20 protein-coding genes, 1 tRNA gene and 3 pseudogenes are annotated in these 20,333 nt (G+C 62.6%); 16 read left to right on the forward strand and 8 right to left on the reverse strand.

The annotated features are described in order from the left end of the window. Positions 1–1,121, reverse strand: a 1,121-nt coding sequence (locus LCF60_RS19595) for a cbb3-type cytochrome c oxidase subunit I (protein WP_292294175.1), incomplete at its 3' end; no start/stop codon positions are given. Between the two features lie 199 nt (positions 1,122–1,320). Between LCF60_RS19595 and LCF60_RS19600 the strand changes: the two genes are divergently transcribed. Beyond that, positions 1,321–2,160, forward strand: a complete 840-nt coding sequence (locus LCF60_RS19600) for a universal stress protein (RefSeq protein ID WP_292294177.1) — start codon at positions 1,321–1,323, stop codon at positions 2,158–2,160. 12 nt (positions 2,161–2,172) lie between these two features. Here LCF60_RS19600 and LCF60_RS19605 read toward each other — a convergent pair whose 3' ends face one another. Together LCF60_RS19605 and LCF60_RS19610 are read right to left on the reverse strand one after the other, a co-directional pair. Continuing rightward, complete coding sequence (locus tag LCF60_RS19605) at positions 2,173–2,823, reverse strand: GntR family transcriptional regulator (RefSeq protein ID WP_292294179.1); 651 nt, start codon at positions 2,821–2,823, stop codon at positions 2,173–2,175. Positions 2,824–2,853: 30 nt separating this feature from the next. After that, complete coding sequence (locus LCF60_RS19610) at positions 2,854–3,507, reverse strand: SprT family zinc-dependent metalloprotease (RefSeq protein ID WP_363318444.1); 654 nt, start codon at positions 3,505–3,507, stop codon at positions 2,854–2,856. Between the two features lie 144 nt (positions 3,508–3,651). Here LCF60_RS19610 and LCF60_RS19615 point away from each other — a divergent pair, with 144 nt between their 5' ends. The 3 genes from LCF60_RS19615 to LCF60_RS19625 all read left to right on the forward strand — a co-directional run bounded on the left by LCF60_RS19615 (position 3,652) and on the right by LCF60_RS19625 (position 5,761). Further along, positions 3,652–3,969: a TIGR02300 family protein gene (locus LCF60_RS19615; RefSeq protein ID WP_292294182.1), complete on the forward strand. Its 318-nt coding sequence runs from the start codon at positions 3,652–3,654 to the stop codon at positions 3,967–3,969. 68 nt (positions 3,970–4,037) lie between these two features. After that, positions 4,038–4,113: transfer RNA gene (locus LCF60_RS19620), tRNA-Ala, on the forward strand. Between the two features lie 106 nt (positions 4,114–4,219). Further along, on the forward strand, positions 4,220–5,761 hold the full coding sequence (locus tag LCF60_RS19625) for a hypothetical protein (protein WP_292294184.1): 1,542 nt from the start codon (positions 4,220–4,222) through the stop codon (positions 5,759–5,761). Between the two features lie 8 nt (positions 5,762–5,769). Here the strand turns inward: LCF60_RS19625 and LCF60_RS19630 are convergent, their stop codons facing one another. Then, on the reverse strand, positions 5,770–6,696 hold the full coding sequence (locus LCF60_RS19630) for a LysR substrate-binding domain-containing protein (protein ID WP_292294186.1): 927 nt from the start codon (positions 6,694–6,696) through the stop codon (positions 5,770–5,772). A 192-nt stretch (positions 6,697–6,888) separates the two neighbouring features. Between LCF60_RS19630 and LCF60_RS19635 the strand changes: the two genes are divergently transcribed. From LCF60_RS19635 to mnhG, 7 genes are read left to right on the forward strand one after another with little or no spacing between them, the layout of a single operon-like run. Continuing rightward, complete coding sequence (locus tag LCF60_RS19635; protein ID WP_292294188.1) at positions 6,889–9,147, forward strand: putative monovalent cation/H+ antiporter subunit A; 2,259 nt, start codon at positions 6,889–6,891, stop codon at positions 9,145–9,147. Then, positions 9,144–9,563, forward strand: a complete 420-nt coding sequence (locus LCF60_RS19640; protein ID WP_292294190.1) for an MnhB domain-containing protein — start codon at positions 9,144–9,146, stop codon at positions 9,561–9,563. Before LCF60_RS19635 ends, LCF60_RS19640 begins: the two co-directional genes overlap by 4 nt. Continuing rightward, positions 9,563–9,925, forward strand: coding sequence for a Na+/H+ antiporter subunit C (locus tag LCF60_RS19645; protein WP_292294192.1), 363 nt, complete (start codon positions 9,563–9,565; stop codon positions 9,923–9,925). Before LCF60_RS19640 ends, LCF60_RS19645 begins: the two co-directional genes overlap by 1 nt. After that, positions 9,922–11,418 (forward strand): Na+/H+ antiporter subunit D, encoded by a 1,497-nt coding sequence (locus LCF60_RS19650; RefSeq protein ID WP_292294194.1) that lies wholly within the window; start codon positions 9,922–9,924, stop codon positions 11,416–11,418. The genes LCF60_RS19645 and LCF60_RS19650 overlap by 4 nt, the downstream gene beginning before the upstream one ends. Further along, positions 11,415–11,894, forward strand: coding sequence for a Na+/H+ antiporter subunit E (locus tag LCF60_RS19655; protein ID WP_292294196.1), 480 nt, complete (start codon positions 11,415–11,417; stop codon positions 11,892–11,894). The genes LCF60_RS19650 and LCF60_RS19655 overlap by 4 nt, the downstream gene beginning before the upstream one ends. Continuing rightward, positions 11,894–12,193 (forward strand): monovalent cation/H+ antiporter complex subunit F, encoded by a 300-nt coding sequence (locus LCF60_RS19660; protein WP_292294198.1) that lies wholly within the window; start codon positions 11,894–11,896, stop codon positions 12,191–12,193. The genes LCF60_RS19655 and LCF60_RS19660 overlap by 1 nt, the downstream gene beginning before the upstream one ends. Continuing rightward, positions 12,186–12,554: a monovalent cation/H(+) antiporter subunit G gene (mnhG, locus tag LCF60_RS19665; protein WP_292294200.1), complete on the forward strand. Its 369-nt coding sequence runs from the start codon at positions 12,186–12,188 to the stop codon at positions 12,552–12,554. Before LCF60_RS19660 ends, mnhG begins: the two co-directional genes overlap by 8 nt. A gap of 53 nt (positions 12,555–12,607) precedes the next feature. On the opposite strand, the gene LCF60_RS19670 is transcribed toward mnhG, so the two are convergent. Together LCF60_RS19670 and LCF60_RS19675 are read right to left on the reverse strand one after the other, a co-directional pair. After that, positions 12,608–12,895, reverse strand: coding sequence for an HU family DNA-binding protein (locus LCF60_RS19670; protein WP_292294201.1), 288 nt, complete (start codon positions 12,893–12,895; stop codon positions 12,608–12,610). 184 nt (positions 12,896–13,079) lie between these two features. Then, a complete protein-coding gene (locus tag LCF60_RS19675; RefSeq protein ID WP_292294203.1) occupies positions 13,080–14,564 on the reverse strand; it encodes an AMP nucleosidase in 1,485 nt (494 codons plus the stop codon). Between the two features lie 98 nt (positions 14,565–14,662). On the opposite strand from LCF60_RS19675, the gene LCF60_RS19680 reads away from it, so the two are divergent. From LCF60_RS19680 to LCF60_RS19695, 4 genes are all read left to right on the forward strand, one after another. Beyond that, positions 14,663–15,082 carry a glyoxalase gene (locus LCF60_RS19680; RefSeq protein WP_292294205.1) on the forward strand — a complete coding sequence of 140 codons (420 nt, stop codon included), beginning with the start codon at positions 14,663–14,665 and terminating at the stop codon, positions 15,080–15,082. Positions 15,083–15,178: 96 nt separating this feature from the next. Beyond that, positions 15,179–15,934, forward strand: a complete 756-nt coding sequence (locus tag LCF60_RS19685) for a class II aldolase and adducin N-terminal domain-containing protein (RefSeq protein WP_292294208.1) — start codon at positions 15,179–15,181, stop codon at positions 15,932–15,934. Positions 15,935–16,005: 71 nt separating this feature from the next. After that, positions 16,006–16,869: an SDR family oxidoreductase gene (locus LCF60_RS19690; RefSeq protein WP_292294210.1), complete on the forward strand. Its 864-nt coding sequence runs from the start codon at positions 16,006–16,008 to the stop codon at positions 16,867–16,869. Continuing rightward, entirely contained in the window at positions 16,866–17,510 is a 645-nt protein-coding gene (locus LCF60_RS19695; protein WP_292294212.1) for an exopolysaccharide biosynthesis protein, read from the forward strand. Before LCF60_RS19690 ends, LCF60_RS19695 begins: the two co-directional genes overlap by 4 nt. Here LCF60_RS19695 and dxs read toward each other — a convergent pair. Then, a pseudogene (dxs, locus tag LCF60_RS19700) lies at positions 17,507–19,279 on the reverse strand (1-deoxy-D-xylulose-5-phosphate synthase); the annotation flags it as partial. The gene LCF60_RS19695 and the pseudogene dxs sit on opposite strands and share 4 nt — an antisense overlap. A 9-nt stretch (positions 19,280–19,288) precedes the next feature. Between dxs and LCF60_RS24650 the strand changes: the two are divergent. After that, a pseudogene (locus LCF60_RS24650) lies at positions 19,289–19,549 on the forward strand (ethanolamine ammonia-lyase light chain EutC); the annotation flags it as partial. A 177-nt stretch (positions 19,550–19,726) separates the two neighbouring features. On the opposite strand, the pseudogene LCF60_RS24655 reads toward LCF60_RS24650, so the two are convergent. Continuing rightward, a pseudogene (locus tag LCF60_RS24655) lies at positions 19,727–20,053 on the reverse strand (glycoside hydrolase family 99-like domain-containing protein); the annotation flags it as partial. Positions 20,054–20,333 lie beyond the last annotated feature (280 nt).

A 20,333-nucleotide genomic window follows, 5' to 3' on the forward strand; every position in this document is an offset into this window, starting at 1 on the left:
CCAAGCGAGATCACCATCATCCGGATCACCGGGTCGGTGCGCAGCTTGTCCCATGCGCCCGACAGCGTCATCAGGCCGTTGATCATGCCACCCCAGCTGGGCATCCACAGCACGATCGAGAACACCATGCCAAGGGTCGAGGCCCAATCCGGCAGAGCGGTGTAGTGCAGGTGGTGCGGACCGGCCCAGATATACAGGAAGATCAGCGCCCAGAAGTGGATGATCGACAGCTTGTAGCTGAAGACCGGACGTTCGGCCTGCTTGGGCACGAAGTAGTACATCATGCCCAGGAAGCCCGCGGTCAGGAAGAAGCCCACGGCGTTGTGGCCATACCACCACTGCACCATGGCGTCCTGCACACCTGCAAAGACCTGAACGGACTTTGAACCGAAGATCGAAACGGGGATGCTCAGGTTGTTGAACACATGCAGCATCGCGACGGTGACGATGAAGGACAGGAAGAACCAGTTGGCCACATAGATATGCGGCTCCTTGCGCTTGATGATCGTGCCGAGGAAAACCGCCAGATACGCAAGCCAGACGATGGTCAGCCACAGGTCAATGTACCATTCCGGTTCGGCATATTCCTTGGACTGGGTCGCGCCCAGCAGGTAGCCCGTCGCGGCCAGCACGATGAACAGGTTGTAGCCCCAGAACACGAACCAGGCCGTGTTGCCGCCCCAGAGGCGCGCGGCGCTCGTGCGCTGCACCACGTAGAACGATGTCGCGATCAACGCATTGCCACCGAATGCGAAGATCACCGCAGAGGTGTGCAGCGGACGCAACCGTCCGAAATTCGCGTAACCCTGTGCCCAATCGAAGTTGAGCCCCGGAAAAGCCAGCTGAAACGCGATGAAGGTTCCTGCGAGGAACCCGACCACGCCCCAGAACGCCGTCGCGACCACGCCGTAGCGGATCACACCGTCCATGTAGCTTGTTTCGAGAACGGCCGCAGGCACCGGTTCGTCGGTGTTGCGCAGCGTCCAGAGGAAAAGCCCGGCAGATACCGCCATGATGATGATGGCGTGAACCTGATAGGCCAAATCGCGCGCGTAGCTTGCAGCGATCATCGCAAAGAGCGTGATCAAGCCAAGCGCGATCAGCTTGATATAGTTCAACATTTTTCGTCCCTTCGTCTTACCCACATGATTCGGCTGCCGCGTGGGCGGTTTTCAGACTGGGCCCTTAATGCGAGACTTGGCCAAACCTATCCTTGATCTGCATCAATAGAATTGCGCGACTTGTTTGACGGGTATCAAAGCGCATGGCTGAAGTTGTAGGGATGGTGGATCAGAGGAATCTTGAACAAGGGAGCCACCGATGTCGTTCAAAACAATTCTGGCCGTCGTCACGGATCAATCTCATCTGAAGGATACGGTTTCTCAGGGCATCGCCATGGCGCGCGCCCTGGATGCACACATGGATGTCGTTTGCCTCGGCGTCGATCGGACGCAGACGGGGTATTACTATGCCGGCATGAACGCGGCGGTCTTGCAGGAAACCCTGCATCACGCCAAGCAGGAAGCGACAGATCTCGCCACAGAGGCGCGAAAGCAGATGGAATCGTCCGATCTGCGCTGGGGCGTCACCGAAGCGGTCTGCCAGTTGGCCGATATCGCCCGGTATGTGGCATCGCATGCCCGCTTCTCGGATCTCGCGGTGTTGCCGCGGCCCTATGGCGACGACCGCGGTGTCGAACTTGAGCCCGTGGTGGAAGGCGCCCTGTTCGAAGGACAATCGCCTGTCATCGTCCTGCCGGCGTCCGGGCCGGAACTGAAACTGCCGAAGAAGATCGCCATCGGCTGGAACGAAAGCGCCGAAGCCCTGCGCGCGGTGCGCAGCGCTCTGCCATTCCTGATCAGCGCCGAAACGGTTCATATCGTCGTGATCGATCCGCCGCAGCATGGTCCGAACCGGTCCGATCCCGGGGGCCAGCTGTCGCAATTCCTTGCCCGTCACGGCGTCAAGGTCGAGATCGACGTTCTGGCCAAGACGATGCCGCGCGTGTCCGACGTCCTGCGGCGGCACGTGCAGGACATGAGCGCAGACATGGTCGTCATGGGGGCCTATGGCCATTCGCGGTTCCGCGAAGCGATCCTGGGTGGTGCGACCCGCAACACGCTGGAAACCTGCGAAGTTCCGGTTTTCATGGCGCATTGACCGCGCACGGCGTCAGCCGGTCAACAGGCGCAGACCCTGCGTCACGTCAGACCGGACGGCCAGGCGCAGGCCGGGCTCATCCCCGGCCTTCAGCGCGGCAATGATGAGACGGTGATACTGCGGTGCTTCGGTGCGCCGCAGGCGCCCATAGAGCGCGCGCATCGTCGGCCCCAGTTGAAGCCATACGGTTTCCGCCATCGCCAGCATCGCCGGCGCCTGCGCCCGCAGGTAAAGTGTGCGATGAAAGTCGAGATTGGTCCGGATATAGCCGACCGCATCGCGGTTCGACACGACGTCGGCGATGGTTCCATTGATCGCCTGGAGCCGGTCGATCAGGGCCAGATGCGCGCGTGGCAAGGCCCGGCTGGCCAGTTCCACCTCGATCAGCGCGCGCAAGGCGGCCAGTTCCTCTATCCGGTCATTGGACAGTTCCGGCGTCGAGACCCGGCCCGAAGCCGACATCGACAGGGCCCCTTCCGCGACAAGGCGTTGAATGGCTTCCCGCGCCGGAGTCATCGACACGTCGAATTCGCGCCCGATCCCGCGAAGCGTCAGCTGCTGGCCAGGGGGCATCTGGCCGAACATGATCCGGTTTCGCAGACCACGATAGACGCGATCATGGGCCGAAACGGTGGGTTCGGTGGGACGGGTGATTACGCTCATGCCGGATTGTGATCACAGCCAATCGGTTGGTCAAGCATCAAAGCGATAGCGATGCAGGCCGGGGCCCTCCCTGCGCAACCAGTCACGGGCATCCTTGTGCGGTCCGTAGAGGGTCTGGACCACCCGCCAGAAGGCGGGCGAATGGTTCATCTCGGCGAGATGGGCGACCTCATGCGCCGCGACGTAGTCGAGAACCGGTTTCGGCGCGAGGATAAGGCGCCAGGAATACATCAGCGCGCCCGCCGAGGAACAGGACCCCCAGCGCGATCTCGTGTCCCGAAGGGTGAGGCGGGAATAGCGCAGGCCCAGTTGATCCGCATAGCGGTCAGAGGCACGGATCAGCTCTGCCCGCGCCTGTTCCTTGAGCCAGGCCTGAAGCTGAATCCGTCCTTTTTCAGCCGGCTGGGGCAGATCGATGACGGTGCCCCGAACCCCCAGGCGCCGACCCGACCCTTCGGCCAGGTCCATCGTCACCCCGGCGACACTGAGCCGGTCTCCGGGTCCGACCGGCCTGTGCAGTTCCTGTTTCGCGAGATGCCCGAGAAGCCAATCCTGCTTTTCGGCGGCAAAGGCCAAGGCCTCGCGTTCCGACACGCCGCGCGGCATTGTCAGCGTCACCGCGCCGTCCACACGCGAGATCCGCAACGTCAGCCGTCGCGCCCGCGGGTTTTTTCGCAGTTTCACCGTAATTTCAGGGTTGCCGGGAAGAGTTCTGACGCCCATATGCCGCTCGATGAGATCCGTGCCCTTAAGCCTTTGACACTGGTTCGGTGTTATGGCAGTTGGCGCGGATTGTCGATATGACCACGCAATTGAAGGGGATGACCCATGCCCAAAGAAGAATGGGGCGTCAAACGCCTTTGCCCGACGACGGGCAAGCGTTTTTATGACCTGAACAAGGACCCGATCATCAGCCCTTACACCGGCGAGGTGGTCGAGGTCGACACTGGCAAGACCCGCATGATCGCGGCCGATGCCGAAGACCGGCAGAGCAAAGCCAAGTCCGACGACTCGGAAGAGGTGGATGTTCTGGAAGATGATGACGTCGATGTCGAACTCGAGGACGATGATGTCCTGGAAGACGATGACGACGACAACGTGTCGCTTGACGACATCGCGGACGTCGCAAGCAACGACGACGATTAATTTCTGCAAAAGGGGCGGAATCGCGCTTGATCCCGCCCCCTGCATTGCGTAATGGAACGCGCACAAACGGGGCCTTAGCTCAGCTGGGAGAGCGCTTGCATGGCATGCAAGAGGTCAGGGGTTCGATCCCCCTAGGCTCCACCATTCCTCCTTTGACATCATCGTCACACTTGGGTGCCTGCTTCACGCAACGCGCTTTGCGCATGTCTGCTCCTGTGCCATCATCACCGAAAATCGCAGGCGCATTCGCATGTTTGAGGCTCAAAGGCAGTGGCGCTACCGGCTCGGGCAGTTCGAGGATCGGTTTCGCTATCAATACGTGATTTCCCGCACGACCGAGGAACTCGAGGGCTTCGCACGGCATGACCTCGACGGATTTCACGTCTATTGCGGGCCAGCGCTGCCGACCAAGGTGATCTTCGACAAGCTTGGCCGACGTGTCGGGCTCTTGCTGGGCATCGCGGCCGGAACCGGCGCAGAGCAGACGCCTGCTGAGATCACCTTGCCGTTCAGCACGCGGGTGAAAGGCGCCTGGGACAAGTTCGAAGCCATGCTGACCCATGCGGCAGGACGCTATGCGTTCATCCTGCAGGTCAAGGATGAAACGCGCCTCTACACCGATCCCGTCGGCATGATCGGCGCGGTCTACAGCCGGGAAGATGGATATGTTGCGTCGTCACCGCTGCTTGCAATCAAGCGTCAGGTCCGCCTCAATCCGAAATTCGATCTTGAAACCGTCCAGGAGCGCGGCGGACGGTTTTCGCTGTTCCACACCATCGATGAAGCGGTCCGTCGGCTGAACCCGAACCATTACCTTGATCTGGCACGGCTGGAAGAGCATCGATTCTGGCCCCGCGACGAAGTCTTTTCGCCGGAACCGGACTGCCCGGCCGAGATCTACTCCGAGATCATTGCAACATCACGCGCCCATATCGGAGAGATCACGCGGGACCATCCCTGTTCCCTGCCGATCAGCGGCGGCATGGACAGCCGCCTGATGCTGGGCTTCTGCGGTGAACATCTGCACAGGATCGACCAAGTCTACACCCACATCAACAACTATGCGACACGCCGGGATGCAGCGATCGGGGCCGAGCTTTGTCGCATCCTCGGGGTCGAACACGACATCCACGACAAGCGGCACTTCAACTTGTCCCGAAAAGAGGCCCGATGTGCCTTGCAGGCCTATCATCTGACCTACGGCGCACCGGTTTCGCCGCCAAAGGAATATCTGAACGGCGTCATCAACGGAGTGCCTGAAGGAAATGTGATCCTGCGCGGGCATCAGACCGACCTGCTGCGCGCCGTCTACGTGTTCAAGCCCGAAGAGTTCTGGCGTGACCCCGACTGGCAGATCGAACGGCTGCTCATCGTGCCGCGCAACGAGTTCGACTCGACTGTCGCGGAACGCTACCGGGACGATTTCATGGCGTGGCAGGCCACTTTGCCAGAGAACGCGATGGCCAAGGCCGCGGATTTCATGTTCCTCGAAGTCTATTACAATTCGACCATCGGAGCGAGCTTTCCGGCCATGTGGCGCAATTTCTACCTGTCGCCATTCAACAGCCGTCGGCTGATCACCCTGTCGCTGCAATTCGGAGAAACGCGCCGTCGCGCTTCGGAACCGGTGTTCGAGTTGATCGAATTGATGAACGAAGACCTGTCGAAAGTGCCCTTCGATTTCGAGGCACCAGCATCCATGGATGACGCTGAAAGCTGGTCCTGCGGAGCGCCCGAGACCGAGGCGCGTCGGCAAAGGACGCGCGACGCACTTGCTTCCGTCAGCATTTGATCTGCGGGTCAGGGCTCTGGCAGCACGGTGACCTCCGGGGCGCGGTCCATGAGGGATTTGCACAGCAGCGACGACAGCAACCGATATTCCTCTTCCCGCGACGTGCCCTTGCGCCAAACCATCCCGATGGTCCGCGATGGCGCCGTGCCGCGAAACGGCCGCGCCACTACAAGGTCCTGATGCGCCACCTCGGATTTGACATAGAGCGCGGGCATCAGGGACAGGCCCATGCCGGTGGCCACCATCTGGCGCAGCGTATCCAGGCTGGTGCCTTCGTAATCATGCGAAAGCTCGACCCCGTAATCATCCGAGATCTTGCGCACCAGTTCATAAAGCCTGTGACCCGGTTCCAGCGACAGGATGATCTCTCCCCGCAACATGACGGGGTCGATCTCGGTCTCGGAGGCAAGACGATGATCGGACGGGACGACCACCTGTATCGGCTCGCGGAACAGCGGCATCGTCTCGAGTTCGGCTCGCGTGACCGGAAGCGGAAAGATCAGCAGGTCGAGCGACCCGTCTTCAAGGCTGGGCAGCAGGACATCCGGCAGGCCTTCGCGGACATAGAGCCCCAGTTTCGGATATTGCCGGTGCAGGTCGGGAATGACCAACGGCAGGAAATAGGACCCGACCGTCTGCACGACCCCAAGCCGGATGACTGACGACAGCAGCGCCTTCTGCGATTTCGCGATGGATTCGATCTCCGCCACCTCGCGCAGGATGCGCCGCCCCCGCTCGGCGATCTCCTTGCCGGTCGGCGTCATCATGACCTTGGACCGGCTGCGCTCGACCAGAATCGTGTCCAGCCGCAACTCGAGCTCCTTGATCTGCGCGCTCAATGTCGGCTGGGTGACGTTGCACGCCTCGGCCGCCCGCCGGAAATGAAGCTGATCCGCTACGGCCACGAGGTACCGTAATTGCTGCATACTGGGCATTTGCGCACCTTTGATAGATAACTTCTATCAAGAAACCGTGTATTTTCGATTTGGTCAATGACTCGGAGAACCCTATGTCGTGATCTGAGCGAGGGAGCTTGCACCGTGAAGACACAAAAAGACGCAACGTCAACTTGCGCCACGCATTGGCGCGAAAGCCTGTGCCCAGCGCAGCGCGGGACGCACTAGACGATGGCCGGAGGCTTTCCAAAAGAGGTCCGTGGCAACGGGCTGACGGGCATCGTGCCGGTCCTGTTCGCAGCCGGGCTCTTTGCGTATTTCGTGTCGCTTGTGCCGAATATCTCCTCGAACGAGGTCTTGCGCTGGAACTCGGCCTGGGTGCCATCGCTCGGGATCGACCTGGCCTTTCTCGTGGACGGTCTCAGCCTGACATTCGCGCTGCTGATCTCGGGGATCGGCACGCTGGTCCTGCTGTATTCCAACACCTACCTGGCAGGGCATCCGCAATACGCGCGTTTTGCCCTCTTCCTGACGGCGTTCATGGTGTCGATGCTGGGTCTGGTTCTTGCCGATGACCTGATCCTGCTCTTCGTCTTCTGGGAGCTGACCACGATCACCTCCTACATGCTGATCGGGTTTTCGCACGAGGGCGAGAAAAGCCGCCGCAACGCGTTGCAGGCGCTGTTTGTCACCGGCGCAGGGGGGCTGGCCTTTCTGGCCGGGTTGATCCTGCTGGCCACGTTTGCCGGCACAACCAGCATTTCCGGCATCCTGACCATGGGCGACGAGCTGCGCGCGCATGCGCTCTACCTGCCCATCCTGATCCTGCTTCTGGCCGGGACACTCACCAAATCCGCGCAGGTGCCGTTTCACTTCTGGCTGCCCAATGCGATGGCCGCGCCCACCCCGGTCAGCGCGTTCCTGCACTCGGCGACGATGGTCAAGGCGGGCATCTATGTCATGGCGCGGGTGCACCCGGCGATGTCCGGCACCGACGTGTGGCTGTGGACGCTGACCATCCTTGGCGCCCTCACGGCGGTCTTCTCAAGCCTTCTCGCGCTCCGGCAGACCGACCTCAAGCAGGCGCTGGCCTATACGACACTGATGGCGCTTGGCACGCTCACGCTGTTCCTGGGGCAGGAATCCGGTTACGCAATGACCGCCTTCGCGACCTTCCTGGTTGTCCATTCGCTCTACAAGGCGTCGCTTTTTCTGGTTGTGGGCTGCATCGACACGGCCACCGGTACGCGGGAAACCGATCAATTGGGCGGGCTGGGTCGGCTCATGCCGATCACGGCGGTCGCGGCGGCGCTGGCCGCGCTGTCGATGGCGGGTTTCCCGCCCTTCCTGGGCTTCATCGGCAAGGAACTGAAATACGCGGGCGCCATTGCCGTCGCCTCCGAGCCGGTCCTCGTTGCCGGCGCGGCCCTGTTGTCCAACGCGCTGATGCTGGCCGTGGCGGGCGTTGTGGCCTTCCGCCCGTTCTGGCGCGGATCGGTCCCAAGCACCCAATCCCCGCAGGAAGCCCCCTGGCAGATGTGGCTTGGCCCCATCCTTCTGGCCGGCCTCGGCGCCTTGTTCGGCATCTACCCGGACCTCTTGCAGGTCGCGCTGATCGCGCCGACGGTGATTTCGCTGACCGGAGAGGTGGGCGAGGTCAAGGAACTCAAGCTCTGGGCCGGGATCAACGTGCCTCTGATGCTCAGCATCGCGACCTTCGTCCTGGGGCTGCTGATCTATGCCGGTCATGTCAGACTGCGCGCGTTCCTGGGCCGGGCGTTTGCTGTCCTTCCCGACCTCGACCTTGGCTGGGATCGGTTCCTTGACGGGCTCAAGGCATTTGCAAAGTGGCAAACCCGGATTGTGCAAAACGGCAAACTGTCCAGCTATCTCTTCGCAACCTTCCTGACGATCGCCGCCGGGCTCCTGCTGACACTTGTCTACACCGGTCTGCCGACCATCGCGGTCGATTTGTCGGATGTGGAATGGAAACATGCCTCGATCGCGCTTCTGACGATTGCCGGGGCGGTTCTCGCGCTGTTCACCAATTCGCGGATCGCTGGCATCGCCGCGCTTGGCGTGGTCGGCATCGGGATCGCGCTGATCTTCATCGTCTTCAGCGCGCCGGACGTGGCCATCACACAGCTGCTTGTCGAGACCCTGATCGTCGTTCTGGTGGCGGTGGTAATGCTGCGCCTGCCGTCGCTGCCCAAGGCAGAGTTCCGGTTGAGCCATGCGTTGCTGTCGGTGGCGGTGGGCGCGTCGGTGTCGCTGATCCTGATCGCGGTGGTATCGTCGCCGCTGGACATGCGCCTGACCGACTATTTCGAGGCAACCAGCTGGCCCGAAGCCTTTGGCCGCAACATCGTCAACGTGATCCTCGTGGATTTCCGCGCACTGGATACGTTCGGCGAAATCGCGGTCGTGGTCATCGCCGCGCTGTCCGCCTACGCGCTCTTGCGCACCACACGCAAAGGAGGATCGTCGTGAATTCCGTGATCCTGCGCGTTGGCACGCGCTATCTTGCCGGACTCTTGCTGGTGTTCTCGTTCTACATGATGCTGCGCGGCCACAACGAACCGGGGGGCGGCTTTATCGGCGGGCTGACCGGGGCCACCGGCTTCGTGCTCTATGCGATTGCCTGCGGCACGCATGACGCCCGGGCGGCCCTGCGGGTACTGCCCCAGACCATCGCGATCTGGGGGCTGGGTATCGCCCTGACGGCGGGCCTGTTCGCGGCGCTGTTCGGCGACGACCTGTTCACCGGGCAATGGCTTTTCATCGGCGCCACGGAAGACGACAAGGGCCTGCCGCTGTCGTCCGTGCTGGTGTTCGACATCGGGGTTTACCTTGTGGTCTTCGGGTCGATCCTGACGATCGTCTTCGCGATGGAAGAGGAAATCTGATGGAGGTCCTCTTTGCCATCACCATCGGCGTGCTGGTCGCCGCCTCGGTCTACCTGATGCTGTCGAACCATTTGCTGCGCTTCATCTTCGGGCTCGTGCTGATTTCGAACGCGGCGAACCTGACGATCTTCGTCGCCGGGCGACTGACCGATGGCGCACCACCGCTGATCCCCGAAGGTGCCGACGCGCCGTTGGGCGATGTCGCGAATGCGCTGCCACAAGCCTTGGTGCTGACCGCCATCGTGATCGGCTTCGGCCTGTTCGCCTTTGCCATCGTGCTGGTGTTCCGCGCCTGGACGACGCTCAATTCCCTGACGCCGGACGACATGCGTCTGGCCGAACCTGAAGAGGCGCAGAAGTGAGCTGGGTTCTCGCGTTACCCCTTGTGATCCCGTTCCTCACGGCGGTTCTGGCGTTCCTCACACGTCAGAGCCCGCTGGGCCGCTGGATCTCCGTGGTCGGATCGGCCGTCCTTCTTGCCGCGTCCATCGTCCTCATGAACGTGGTTCTGCGCGACGGCGTGATCGCGGGACAGATGGGCGGATGGTCCGCCCCCTTCGGCATCACCTTGGTGGCCGACCTGCTCTCTGCCGTCATGGTGGTGATCACCGCCATCGTCGCGCTGGCCGTGTCGATCTACGCCATCGCCGATGTCGACGAGGGCATGGAGCGGCTGGGCTACCACGCGCTTTTCAACATGCTGATCGCGGGTGTGGTCGGCGCGTTCATCACAGGCGATCTCTTCAACCTCTATGTCTGGTTCGAGGTGATGCTGATCGCGTCCTTCGGCCTTCTGGTGCTGGGGGGCCGTCCCGAACAGATCGACGGCGGCGTGAAATACGTGGCGCTCAATCTGGTGTCCACGATCATGTTCCTGACCGGGATCGGTCTGCTCTATGGCATGACCGGCACGCTCAACATGGCCGATCTCGCCAGTGCGGTGGACAATGCAGACCAGCGCATTCTGACCCTGGTTGCGGTGCTGTTCATGATCGCCTTCGGCGTCAAGGCAGCGGTGTTCCCGCTGTTTTTCTGGCTTCCCGCCTCGTATCACACACCGGCCTTTGCGGTCTCTGCGGTGTTCGCCGGGTTGCTGACCAAAGTCGGGGTCTATGCGCTCCTGCGCATTTTCACGCTGATCTTCGACCACGACACGGCCTTCACCCACACGATCCTGCTTTGGGTGGCGGGGCTGACGATGGTTGTCGGTGTCCTTGGCGCCGCGGCCCAAAGCGACATGCGCAAGATCCTGTCGTTCCATATCGTGAGCCAGATCGGCTACATGATCATGGGCCTTGCCCTGCTGACCCCGCTCGCCATCGTCGGCGCGGTGTTCTACCTCGTGCACCATATCGTGGTGAAGGCAAATCTCTTCCTGATCGCCGGTGTCGCGCAACGGATCGCGGGCGGGACTAAACTGTCGCGCATCGGAGGTCTCTACAAGTCCGCGCCACTCCTGGCGGTCCTGTTCGTCGTGCCCGCCTTCTCGCTCGCGGGCTTCCCGCCGCTCTCGGGGTTCTGGGCCAAGTTCCTGCTGGTCAAGGCGGCGCTGGACGTCCAGGGCTGGATCATCGCGGGCATCGCACTGGTCGTCGGCTTGCTGACGATCTACTCGATGACCAAGATCTGGGCACAGGCGTTCTGGGAACCGCATCCCGACGGGATCGAGCCGAAGCTGTCGAACCTGTCCAGCCGCAACCGCGCGGCAATGCTGGTGCCGATTTCCGGGCTTGCCGCCCTGACCGTGATCATCGGCGTGATGCCGGAGCCCTTCGTGCGCTTCGCCGAAGCGTCGGCCGCACAGCTTCTCGATCCGACGCCCTATATCGAAGCGGTGTTGGGGGTGCAGCCATGAACGCGTTCGGATTGAACATCATCCTGGCCATCGCCTGGGTCGCCTTCACCGGATCGGTGTCGCTGACCGGGCTGATCACCGGGTTTGTCATCGGCTACGGCGCGCTCTGGCTGATCCAGCCCCTGATCGGGACCAGCACCTATTTCCGGCGCGTGACCGCATGGATCAAGCTGATCGTGATGTTCCACTATGAACTGATCGTCTCGAGCCTCGAGGTGGCGATGGATGTGCTGACTCCGAAACACCGCGCGCGCCCGGCGATCATCGAAGTGCCGCTGGACGTGAAATCCGACACCGGCATCCTTCTGGTCACGAACCTGATCTCTCTGACGCCGGGCACGCTGAGCATTGATGTTAGCGAGGACCGCAAGACGCTTGTGGTGCACGCGATGTTTGCAGATGATCCCGAGGCCCTGCGAAAAAGCCTCAAGGCCGGCATGGAACGCTGGGTGATCGACGCCGTGGAGGGCCGCTGATGGATGGATTTCTGAACCTGAGCCTCGAGATCGGCTTCATATGCGTCGTGCTGTCCGTGGTTCTGGCCTTCGTCCGCATGGTCAAGGGGCCAAGCCTCCAGGACCGTGTCGTGGCGCTTGATTTCATGACCGTCGCCATCGTCGCCTTCTGCGGTCTGGCCGCGGTGCGCTACGGCACAAGCGCGTTTCTCGACGTGGCGCTGGTTCTCGCACTGGTGGGGTTTCTGGCCACCGTGGCGCTGGCCCGTTTCGCCGAACGCAATACGTTCCGCACCCGAAAGGAGGCGGACGATGAGTGACCTGATTGCCGGCAGTCTCATCATCCTCGGCGGCCTTTTCGCGGTGATCGGGGCGCTCGGTCTTGTCCGCATGCCGGATGTCCTGATCCGAATGCATGCCTCGACCAAGATCGGCACCTTGTCCACCGGGCTGATCCTTGCGGGTTGCGCAGTCGTCTTCGCCACTCCGGAAATCATCATCCGGGTGATTGCCATCGTGCTCTTCATCCTGCTGACCGCCCCCATCGGAGCGCACATGATGGGCCGCTCCGTCCTTTCGACCGGGGTGCCGCTCTGGAAGAACGAGGATATCGAGCCGGAGACCGTCGAGAAGGCGCTGCGGGACGAACATGGCGCGCCGAAACCCGACGACGCCACCTGAAACGCAAAAGGCCGCTCAGGAGAGCGGCCTTTCAGGTAAGTCCGGAGGTCGGATCAGCCGTTCACGCTGTCCTTCAGGGCCTTCGCAATGGTCATCTTGACCACCTTGTCGGCCTCTTTCTTGAACTGCTCGCCGGTGGCCGGGTTGCGCACCATGCGCTCGGGACGCTCGCGGCAATAGATCTTGCCAACGCCCGGCAGGGTCACTGCGCCACCTTCGGACACTTCCTTGGTGATGATGCCGGTGACCGCGTCGAGTGCAGCACTTGCGGTTTTCTTGTCGCTGCCCATTTCTTCGGCCAGAGCGGCCACAAGCTGGGTCTTTGTCATTGGTTTCGCCATTTCGTGGTCTCCTTCACTGCCCGATCTTGGGCCTCGTGGGCAAAAACTAACCGTATATTGCGGGGAAACACAACGGCTGGTAGCGTCTTCCCAAGGGTTTTTGGCGGTTTTTAGCGCTTTTTTCCAAGATCCGACAGGCAACTTCGGAAAAATGTCACGCCGCACCCGTAAAATCGAGAATCGCCTACAGGAACGCGGTTTCCTCGAAGCTGCGCAATTTCCGACTGTGGATGCGCTCCAATGGCATCTCGCGCAGGTGTTCCATCGCATGGATTCCGATCATCAGGTGCCGGGCAACCTGCGTCTTGTAGAAGTCCGACGCCATCCCCGGCAGCTTCAGTTCGCCATGCAGGGGCTTGTCGCTGACACACAGAAGCGTGCCATAGGGCACCCGGAAGCGGAACCCGTTGGCCGCGATCGTCGCGCTTTCCATGTCCAGCGCAATCGCGCGGCTCTGGCTGAGGCGTTGTACCGGGCCCTGCTGATCGCGCAGTTCCCAGTTGCGGTTGTCGACGCTTGCCACGGTGCCCGTCCGCATGATCCGCTTGAGATCGTATCCGTCCAGTTGCGTTTCCTCGGCCACCGCCTGCTGCAACGCGATCTGGATCTCGGCAAGCGCCGGAATCGGCACCCAGACCGGCAGGTCGTCATCCAGCACCCGGTCTTCGCGCAGATAGGCATGCGCCAGCACGAAGTCGCCAAGGCTCTGGGAATTGCGCAGCCCGGCACAGTGGCCCACCATCAGCCAGGCGTGCGGCCGCAGCACCGCGATGTGGTCGGTGGCGGTCTTGGCGTTCGACGGCCCCACCCCGATATTGACCAGCGTGATCCCGGCCCCGCCCTTGCGCTTGAGGTGGTAGGTCGGCATCTGCGGCATCTTGTCGATCGCGGGCAAGGGCGCGCCCGCCTCGAAGATCTCGGCGTTGCCGGTGCTGACAAAGCTGGTGTAGCCGCTTTCGGGATCGGCCAGCTGGGCGCGGGCGTAGGCCTCGAACTCGGCGACGTAGAACTGGTAGTTCGTGAACAGGACGTGGTTCTGGAAATGATGCGGCTCGGTCGCGGTGTAATGCGACAGCCGTGCCAGCGAATAGTCGATCCGCTGCGCGGTAAACGGGGCCAGCGCCTCGGTGCCGTCCGGAGCCGGCTTGGCGACACCGTTGACGATGTCGTCATTCGTCGTCGCCAGGTCCGGCACATCGAACACGTCGCGCAGGATGAAATCGGCGGCGCCTTCCTGCGGCACGGTGATCGACGGGTCATTGGCGACGGCGAAATGCACCGGCATCGGCGTGTCCGACATGCCCACCTGGACCGGCACATTGTGGTTTTCAAGCAACAGCGTGATCTGCTGTTCAAGGTAGTGACGGAACAGTTCCGGCTGGGTGATCGACGTGGCATGTGTGCCCGGATGCGCCACATGGCCAAAGCTCAGACGGCTGTCCACCTTGGCAAAGGTCGTCGTGGTGATCCGCACCTCCGGGTAATAGGCGCGATAACGGGCACCGGGATGCCCCTTTTCCATCGCCGCCTGAAAGCTGCTGCACAGGAACCGTGTGGACAGGGCATAAAGCTCGCACAGCCGGTCCACCGCCGCCTTGGGGTCGTCGAACCGCTGTGGCACGGGGGCATCCGGACTTATGATGTCCAGGTTGATGGAACGGTCCTGCATGCACTGCCTTTCAAGGGGTTTCCTGCGTTATGCGCAGGTTGACAGGTCCATGACACGGGATCAAGCTGGCCGCAATTGCCCGGAGTGTTCGTGACGCCATGGATTTCGAGACGGTTTCTCCCGAAGCGTTCGGAGCGAGCCTGCGCGGGATCGGTCTCAACCTGCTGACACGCGATGTGCGCCGGATGGCCGGCCAGCTGTCCCGCGTGTTCGGCATGACCGCCCACCGGGTGTCAGAGGATTTCGCCATCCTGTGCTACGGCGACCAGGTGTTCCAGCTTCATTCCGATGCCACCTACAGTGCGAACCCGCTGCTGGGGCTTCTGCCGGACAACCCGCCACGCGGCGCGGGGCTCGAGATCCGGCTCTATGACAGCGACCCCGACACGGCCCACGACCGGGCCGAGGCCGAAGGCTTTGTCGTGTTGCAGCCGCCGACCGACAAACCCCACGGCCTGCGGGAATGCTACCTGCTCTGTGACGACGGGTATGCCTGGGTGCCGTCCCGCCCGCTGTGATCCGGCCTGTTCTGACGGCCTGCCGCCCTTTGCACCTCATCGACTTGACTTCAGGGCAAGGACCGCTTGGTTTGTGGATAACCAAAGGAGGCACAGATGACAGTCACGCAGATCGCCCGCAACATGGACCACTGGCAGGAACGCGTCGATCTTGCCGCCGCGTTTCGCTGGGCGGCGCGCCTGAACATGCACGAAGGCGTCGCCAATCACTTCAGCCTGTCGATCAATGACGATGGCACGCGGTTCCTGATGAACCCGAACCAGATGCATTTCTCGCGCATCAAGGCAAGTGACCTGATCGTGGTCGATGCCAACGATCCCGAAACCCTCAGCGGCCCGAACGCCCCCGACCCGACCGCCTGGGGCCTGCATGGCGGGCTGCACCGGCATTGTCCGCACGCGCGCTGCGCCATGCATGTCCATTCGATCCACGCCACGGTGCTGGCCTGCCTGGAAGACCCGCGCCTGCCACCGATCGACCAGAACTGCGCGACCTTCTTCAACCGCACCGTGATCGACACGCATTATGGCGGCCTGGCTTTCGAGGAAGAGGGCGAACGCTGCGCACAGCTTTTCTCCGATCCGAAACAGAAGGTCATGATCATGGGCAATCATGGCGTCATGGTCATCGGCGACAGCGTGGCAGACACTTTCAACCGGCTTTATTACTTCGAACGTGCAGCCGAGACCTATATCCGGGCGCTCCAGACGGGACGGCCCCTGAAGGTCCTGTCGGACGAGATCGCGGAAAAGACCGCCCGCGAACTGGAGGGTTATCCCGAACAGGATGCGCGGCATCTGTCGGAACTGAAACTGATCCTGGACGCCGAGGGAACCGATTACGCCGTTTAGGCGTTAAACGATTTGGTGAGCCAAATATCGGCGCCGCTTGTTTTTTCACAAGGACGCAGCACATTCGAGGTATGGAAAAGACGCTTCTCTCTCTTGGCCACGGATACAGCGCCACGTATCTGGCGAAACGGCTGCTGCCGCACGGGTGGCGGATCGCAGGCACGACCCGCGATCCCGACCACTTTGGCGCGTTGCATGCACAAGGCGTGACGCCCCTGCTTTGGGACCGCGACGCGATCCTGCCCTGGCTCGAAAACGCCAGCCACGTGCTTGTCTCTGCCGGCCCGACCGAGTCGGGAGACCCGTCGCTCGCGCTTCTGAAATCCGACATCGAGGCGCAGGCCGCGCGGCTGACATGGCTGGGATACCTGTCGACAACCGGCGTCTACGGGGACGCCAAGGGCGACTGGATCGATGAAAGCGCACCATTGACCCCGGCCACAGAACGCGGTCGCCGCCGTGTCACCGCCGAGGCGGCCTGGGCGTCGATCCCGGACCTGCCGCTGCATATCTTCCGCCTTGCGGGCATCTACGGACCGGGACGCGGCCCCTTTGCCAAGGTGCGCGACGGCACCGCGCGCCGGATCATCAAGCCGGGCCAGGTGTTCAGCCGCATCCATGTCGAAGACATCGCGCAGGTCCTCGAAGCGTCCATGACACACCCGAAACCGGGAACCGTCTACAACCTGTGCGACGATGATCCGGCCCCGCCGCAGGACGTGATCCGCCACGCCGCAACACTTCTGGGGGTCGAAGCCCCACCCGAAACGCCTTTCGACGAGGCCGAACTGAGCCCGATGGCGCGCAGTTTCTACTCCGAAAGCAAGCGGGTGCGAAACGACCGCATCAAATCCGATCTCGGAGTCACGCTGAAATATCCCGACTACCGCGCCGGGCTGGCTGCGGTTCTCGCCGACGAACAGGCCAAGAAGTGACGCCCGAGACGTCGGGTCCGAGATCGCTGACAAGCCTTCTCGACGCGCTCGATCCCGCCTCGCCGCCTCCCGGTCCCGCGTCCGGCGCGGAGACAGCGCCCCTCGAGCCGCAGGACGGGCTGACGATACAGGCGATGCTCGACCGCGTCGGTCCGCGTTCCTTCGGGGCCGCGTTGCTGGTGCCCTCCCTGATCCTTGTCTCACCCCTGTCGATCATCCCGCTGATGCCGACGATCGGCGGGCTGGTGATCCTGACCATTGCCGCGCAGGCCTTCCTGGGCCGCGGACATCTCTGGCTGCCGCGGTTCCTGGCGACCCGCAAGCTGAAGAGCACCCAACTCAGGCGGGCGGTCGACTACCTGCGCAGGCCGGCCGCCTGGCTTGACCGCAACAGCCGGGACCGGCTGCGCTTTCTCTCCGGGCCGCCGCTTGACCGGCTGGCGCTGCTGGCGGTGATGAGCGTTGCGGCGACCTGGCCGTTTCTCGAACTGCTGCCGATGTTCACCTCGGTCAGCGCCGGAGGCGTCGCGCTGGTCGCCTTCGCACTGATGGTGCGGGACGGATACGTCCTGATCGCGGGCTATGCCGTGCTGAGCGCTTCGCTCGCCGTCGTGATCGGGCTGATCAGCGGGCTGGTCTAGGCCCGCTTGCCGATCGCCGCCACGCCCATCACGTCCAGCACCTTCTTCTCGATATGCTCGGCGTTCAGCCCGGCCACGTCATACATCGCTGTGGGGCTGGCCTGGTCGATGAAGGTATCGGGCAGAACCATCGACCGGAACTTGAGCCCCCGGTCGAAGACTTCTTCCTCGGCCAGCAATTGCGCCACGTGGCTGCCGAAACCGCCGATCGCGCCTTCCTCGATGGTGATGAGCGCCTCGTGCTCTGCCGCCAGTCTCAGGATCAGGTCCCGGTCCAGCGGCTTGGCGAACCGCGCATCCGCAACCGTGGGCGTGATGCCCTTGGCCTCGAGCGCCTCGCAGGCCGCCAGCACCTCGCCCAACCGGGTGCCGAAGGACAGGATCGCCACCTTCTTGCCCGCGCGGATCATCCGGCCCTTGCCGATCTCGAGAACCGATCCGCGTTGCGGCATCTCGACCCCCTGCCCTTCGCCGCGCGGATAGCGGAAGGCGATGGGCCCGTCGTCATGCGCAACAGCCGTCGCGACCATGTGCTTCAACTCGGCCTCGTCCGCCGCTGCCATCACGACAAATCCCGGCAGGTTGGCAAGATAGGCGATGTCGTAACTGCCCGCATGGGTCGCCCCGTCGGCACCCACCAGCCCGGCGCGGTCGATGGCGAAACGGACCGGCAGGCGCTGGATGGCCACGTCGTGCACCACCTGGTCGTAACCGCGTTGCAGGAAGGTCGAATACATCGTGCAGAACGGCTTGAGTCCGCCCGCGGCAAGCCCGGCGCAGAACGTCACGCCATGCTGTTCCGCGATCCCCACGTCAAAGGTCCGCGACGGGTACCTTTCGGCAAAAAGGTCAAGCCCGGTACCATCCGGCATCGCCGCCGTCACCGCGCAGATCATCGGATCGTCCGCCGCTTCCTGCATCAGCGCCTCGGCGAACACCTTGGTGTAGCTTGGCGCGTTTGACGGCGCTTTCTTCTGCTCGCCGGTCACCACGTCGAACTTGGCGCGCGCATGGCCCCGGTCAGCGGATTCCTCGGCCGGCGCGTAGCCCTTGCCTTTCTTGGTCAGGGCATGGATCAGGATCGGCCCGTCGGCGCGATCCTTGACGGTGCGCAGGATGGGAAGAAGCTGATCCAGATCATGCCCGTCGATCGGCCCGATATAGGAAAAGCCCAACGCCTCGAACAAGGTGCCCCCCACGGCCATGCCCTTGAGCATGTCCTTGGCGCGCTTCGCCCCTTCCCGGAACGGTTCGGGCAGGAAGCTTACGGCGCCCTTGGCTGCCTCCTTCAGATCCTGGAACGGCGCACCGGCATAAAGCTGCGACAGGTAGGACGACATGGCGCCCACGGGTGGCGCGATGCTCATCTCGTTGTCGTTCAGAATGACGATCAGGCGCTTCTTGAGATGGCCCGCGTTGTTCATCGCCTCATAGGCCATGCCCGCGCTCATCGCGCCATCGCCGATCACCGCAATCGCATCGCCATGCCCGGTGTCGCAATTGCCCCCCAGATCCCGCGCCACGGCAAAACCCAACGCGGCGGAGATCGAGGTCGAACTGTGCGCGGCGCCAAACGGATCATACGGGGATTCCGACCGCTTGGTGAATCCCGACAGCCCGTTTTCCTGCCGCAGCGTGCCCATGCGGTCGCGCCGCCCGGTCAGGATCTTGTGTGGGTAGCACTGGTGCGACACGTCCCAGATGATCTTGTCACGGGGGGCATCGAAAATCGCGTGCAGCGCCACGGTCAGCTCGATCACGCCAAGGCCCGTGAGGCGGTGCTGTCGGAACTGGACGCTGCGGCGCTGGCGGACACGCTGGCCAAGTCTGACCTGCCATCAGTGCCTGTGACCAGCGCCGCCGAGACCCGCGACACGTTCATCCGCCGCCCCGATCTTGGCCGCCGCTTGCCCGAGGCAGCCGCGCAGAGCCTTGCCCCGCAAGGCCCCTGCGACGTGGCGCTGGTCCTTGGCGACGGGCTGTCGGCCATCGCCGCTGCGCTGAACGGCCCGGCGTTCCTGCGCGCGCTGCATCACAGGCTGACCGCGCAGGGCCTGCGCATCGGCCCGATCGTGCTGGCCCGGCAGGCCCGCGTCGCGCGCCATCCGCTGCGACATGGCATAAAGCTCCGCGGCCGCTTCGCTTCCTCCGACATCGCGTCTGATATTGCCCGGCGACCAGATGAACACCGCCGGACGCCCGTCGATCCGATAATATTGTTCGCTTTTAAGATAATGCTCGATCCAGTACCGAGTGACTTCCTTCCAATCATCTCGGGAGTGGGAACCGGGGCGGTTATGGTTAGCCCACATAACGGCCCACTTCAAATAGTTTTTGTAACGCGCGTCCGCGTAAGCTTCGTGCAGCCAGTGCTCCAGTTGGCGGTTTCCCCGGTCCCAATACCAATCGACCATGAAAAACGTAACACCGTGCTCAACCGCCCATTTGATTTGCCAGTCAGCACATTCCGGATTCGACTCGTCATACCATCCCAGAACCGGTTTTCGATTGGGATAGTCCAAGATCGGCCGCCAACGCGACATGCTAGGCCAACCGGGAAAGTAAAACGTACCGATTTCGTACGGACTGGACACAGGCACCGGCTCGGGAATATATCGCGTCTCGGCAACCTTGGGCACTGGCGTGAACTCAATCTCGGTGCTTGACACCACCGTCTCGGCGTCCGGATTCTCGAGTTTGGCAGTTAATGTTGCACGCAATGCCTGGGATGACCTGACGTGCCAGCTTACCTTCTGAGGCAGCCAATGCGTCAACGTGTCGATGGTCCGCGTACCAGAACCGACAATCTGGACACCCTCGGGG

The organism is Marivita sp., assembly GCF_020055635.1.
Classification (GTDB): Bacteria; Pseudomonadota; Alphaproteobacteria; order Rhodobacterales; family Rhodobacteraceae; genus Marivita.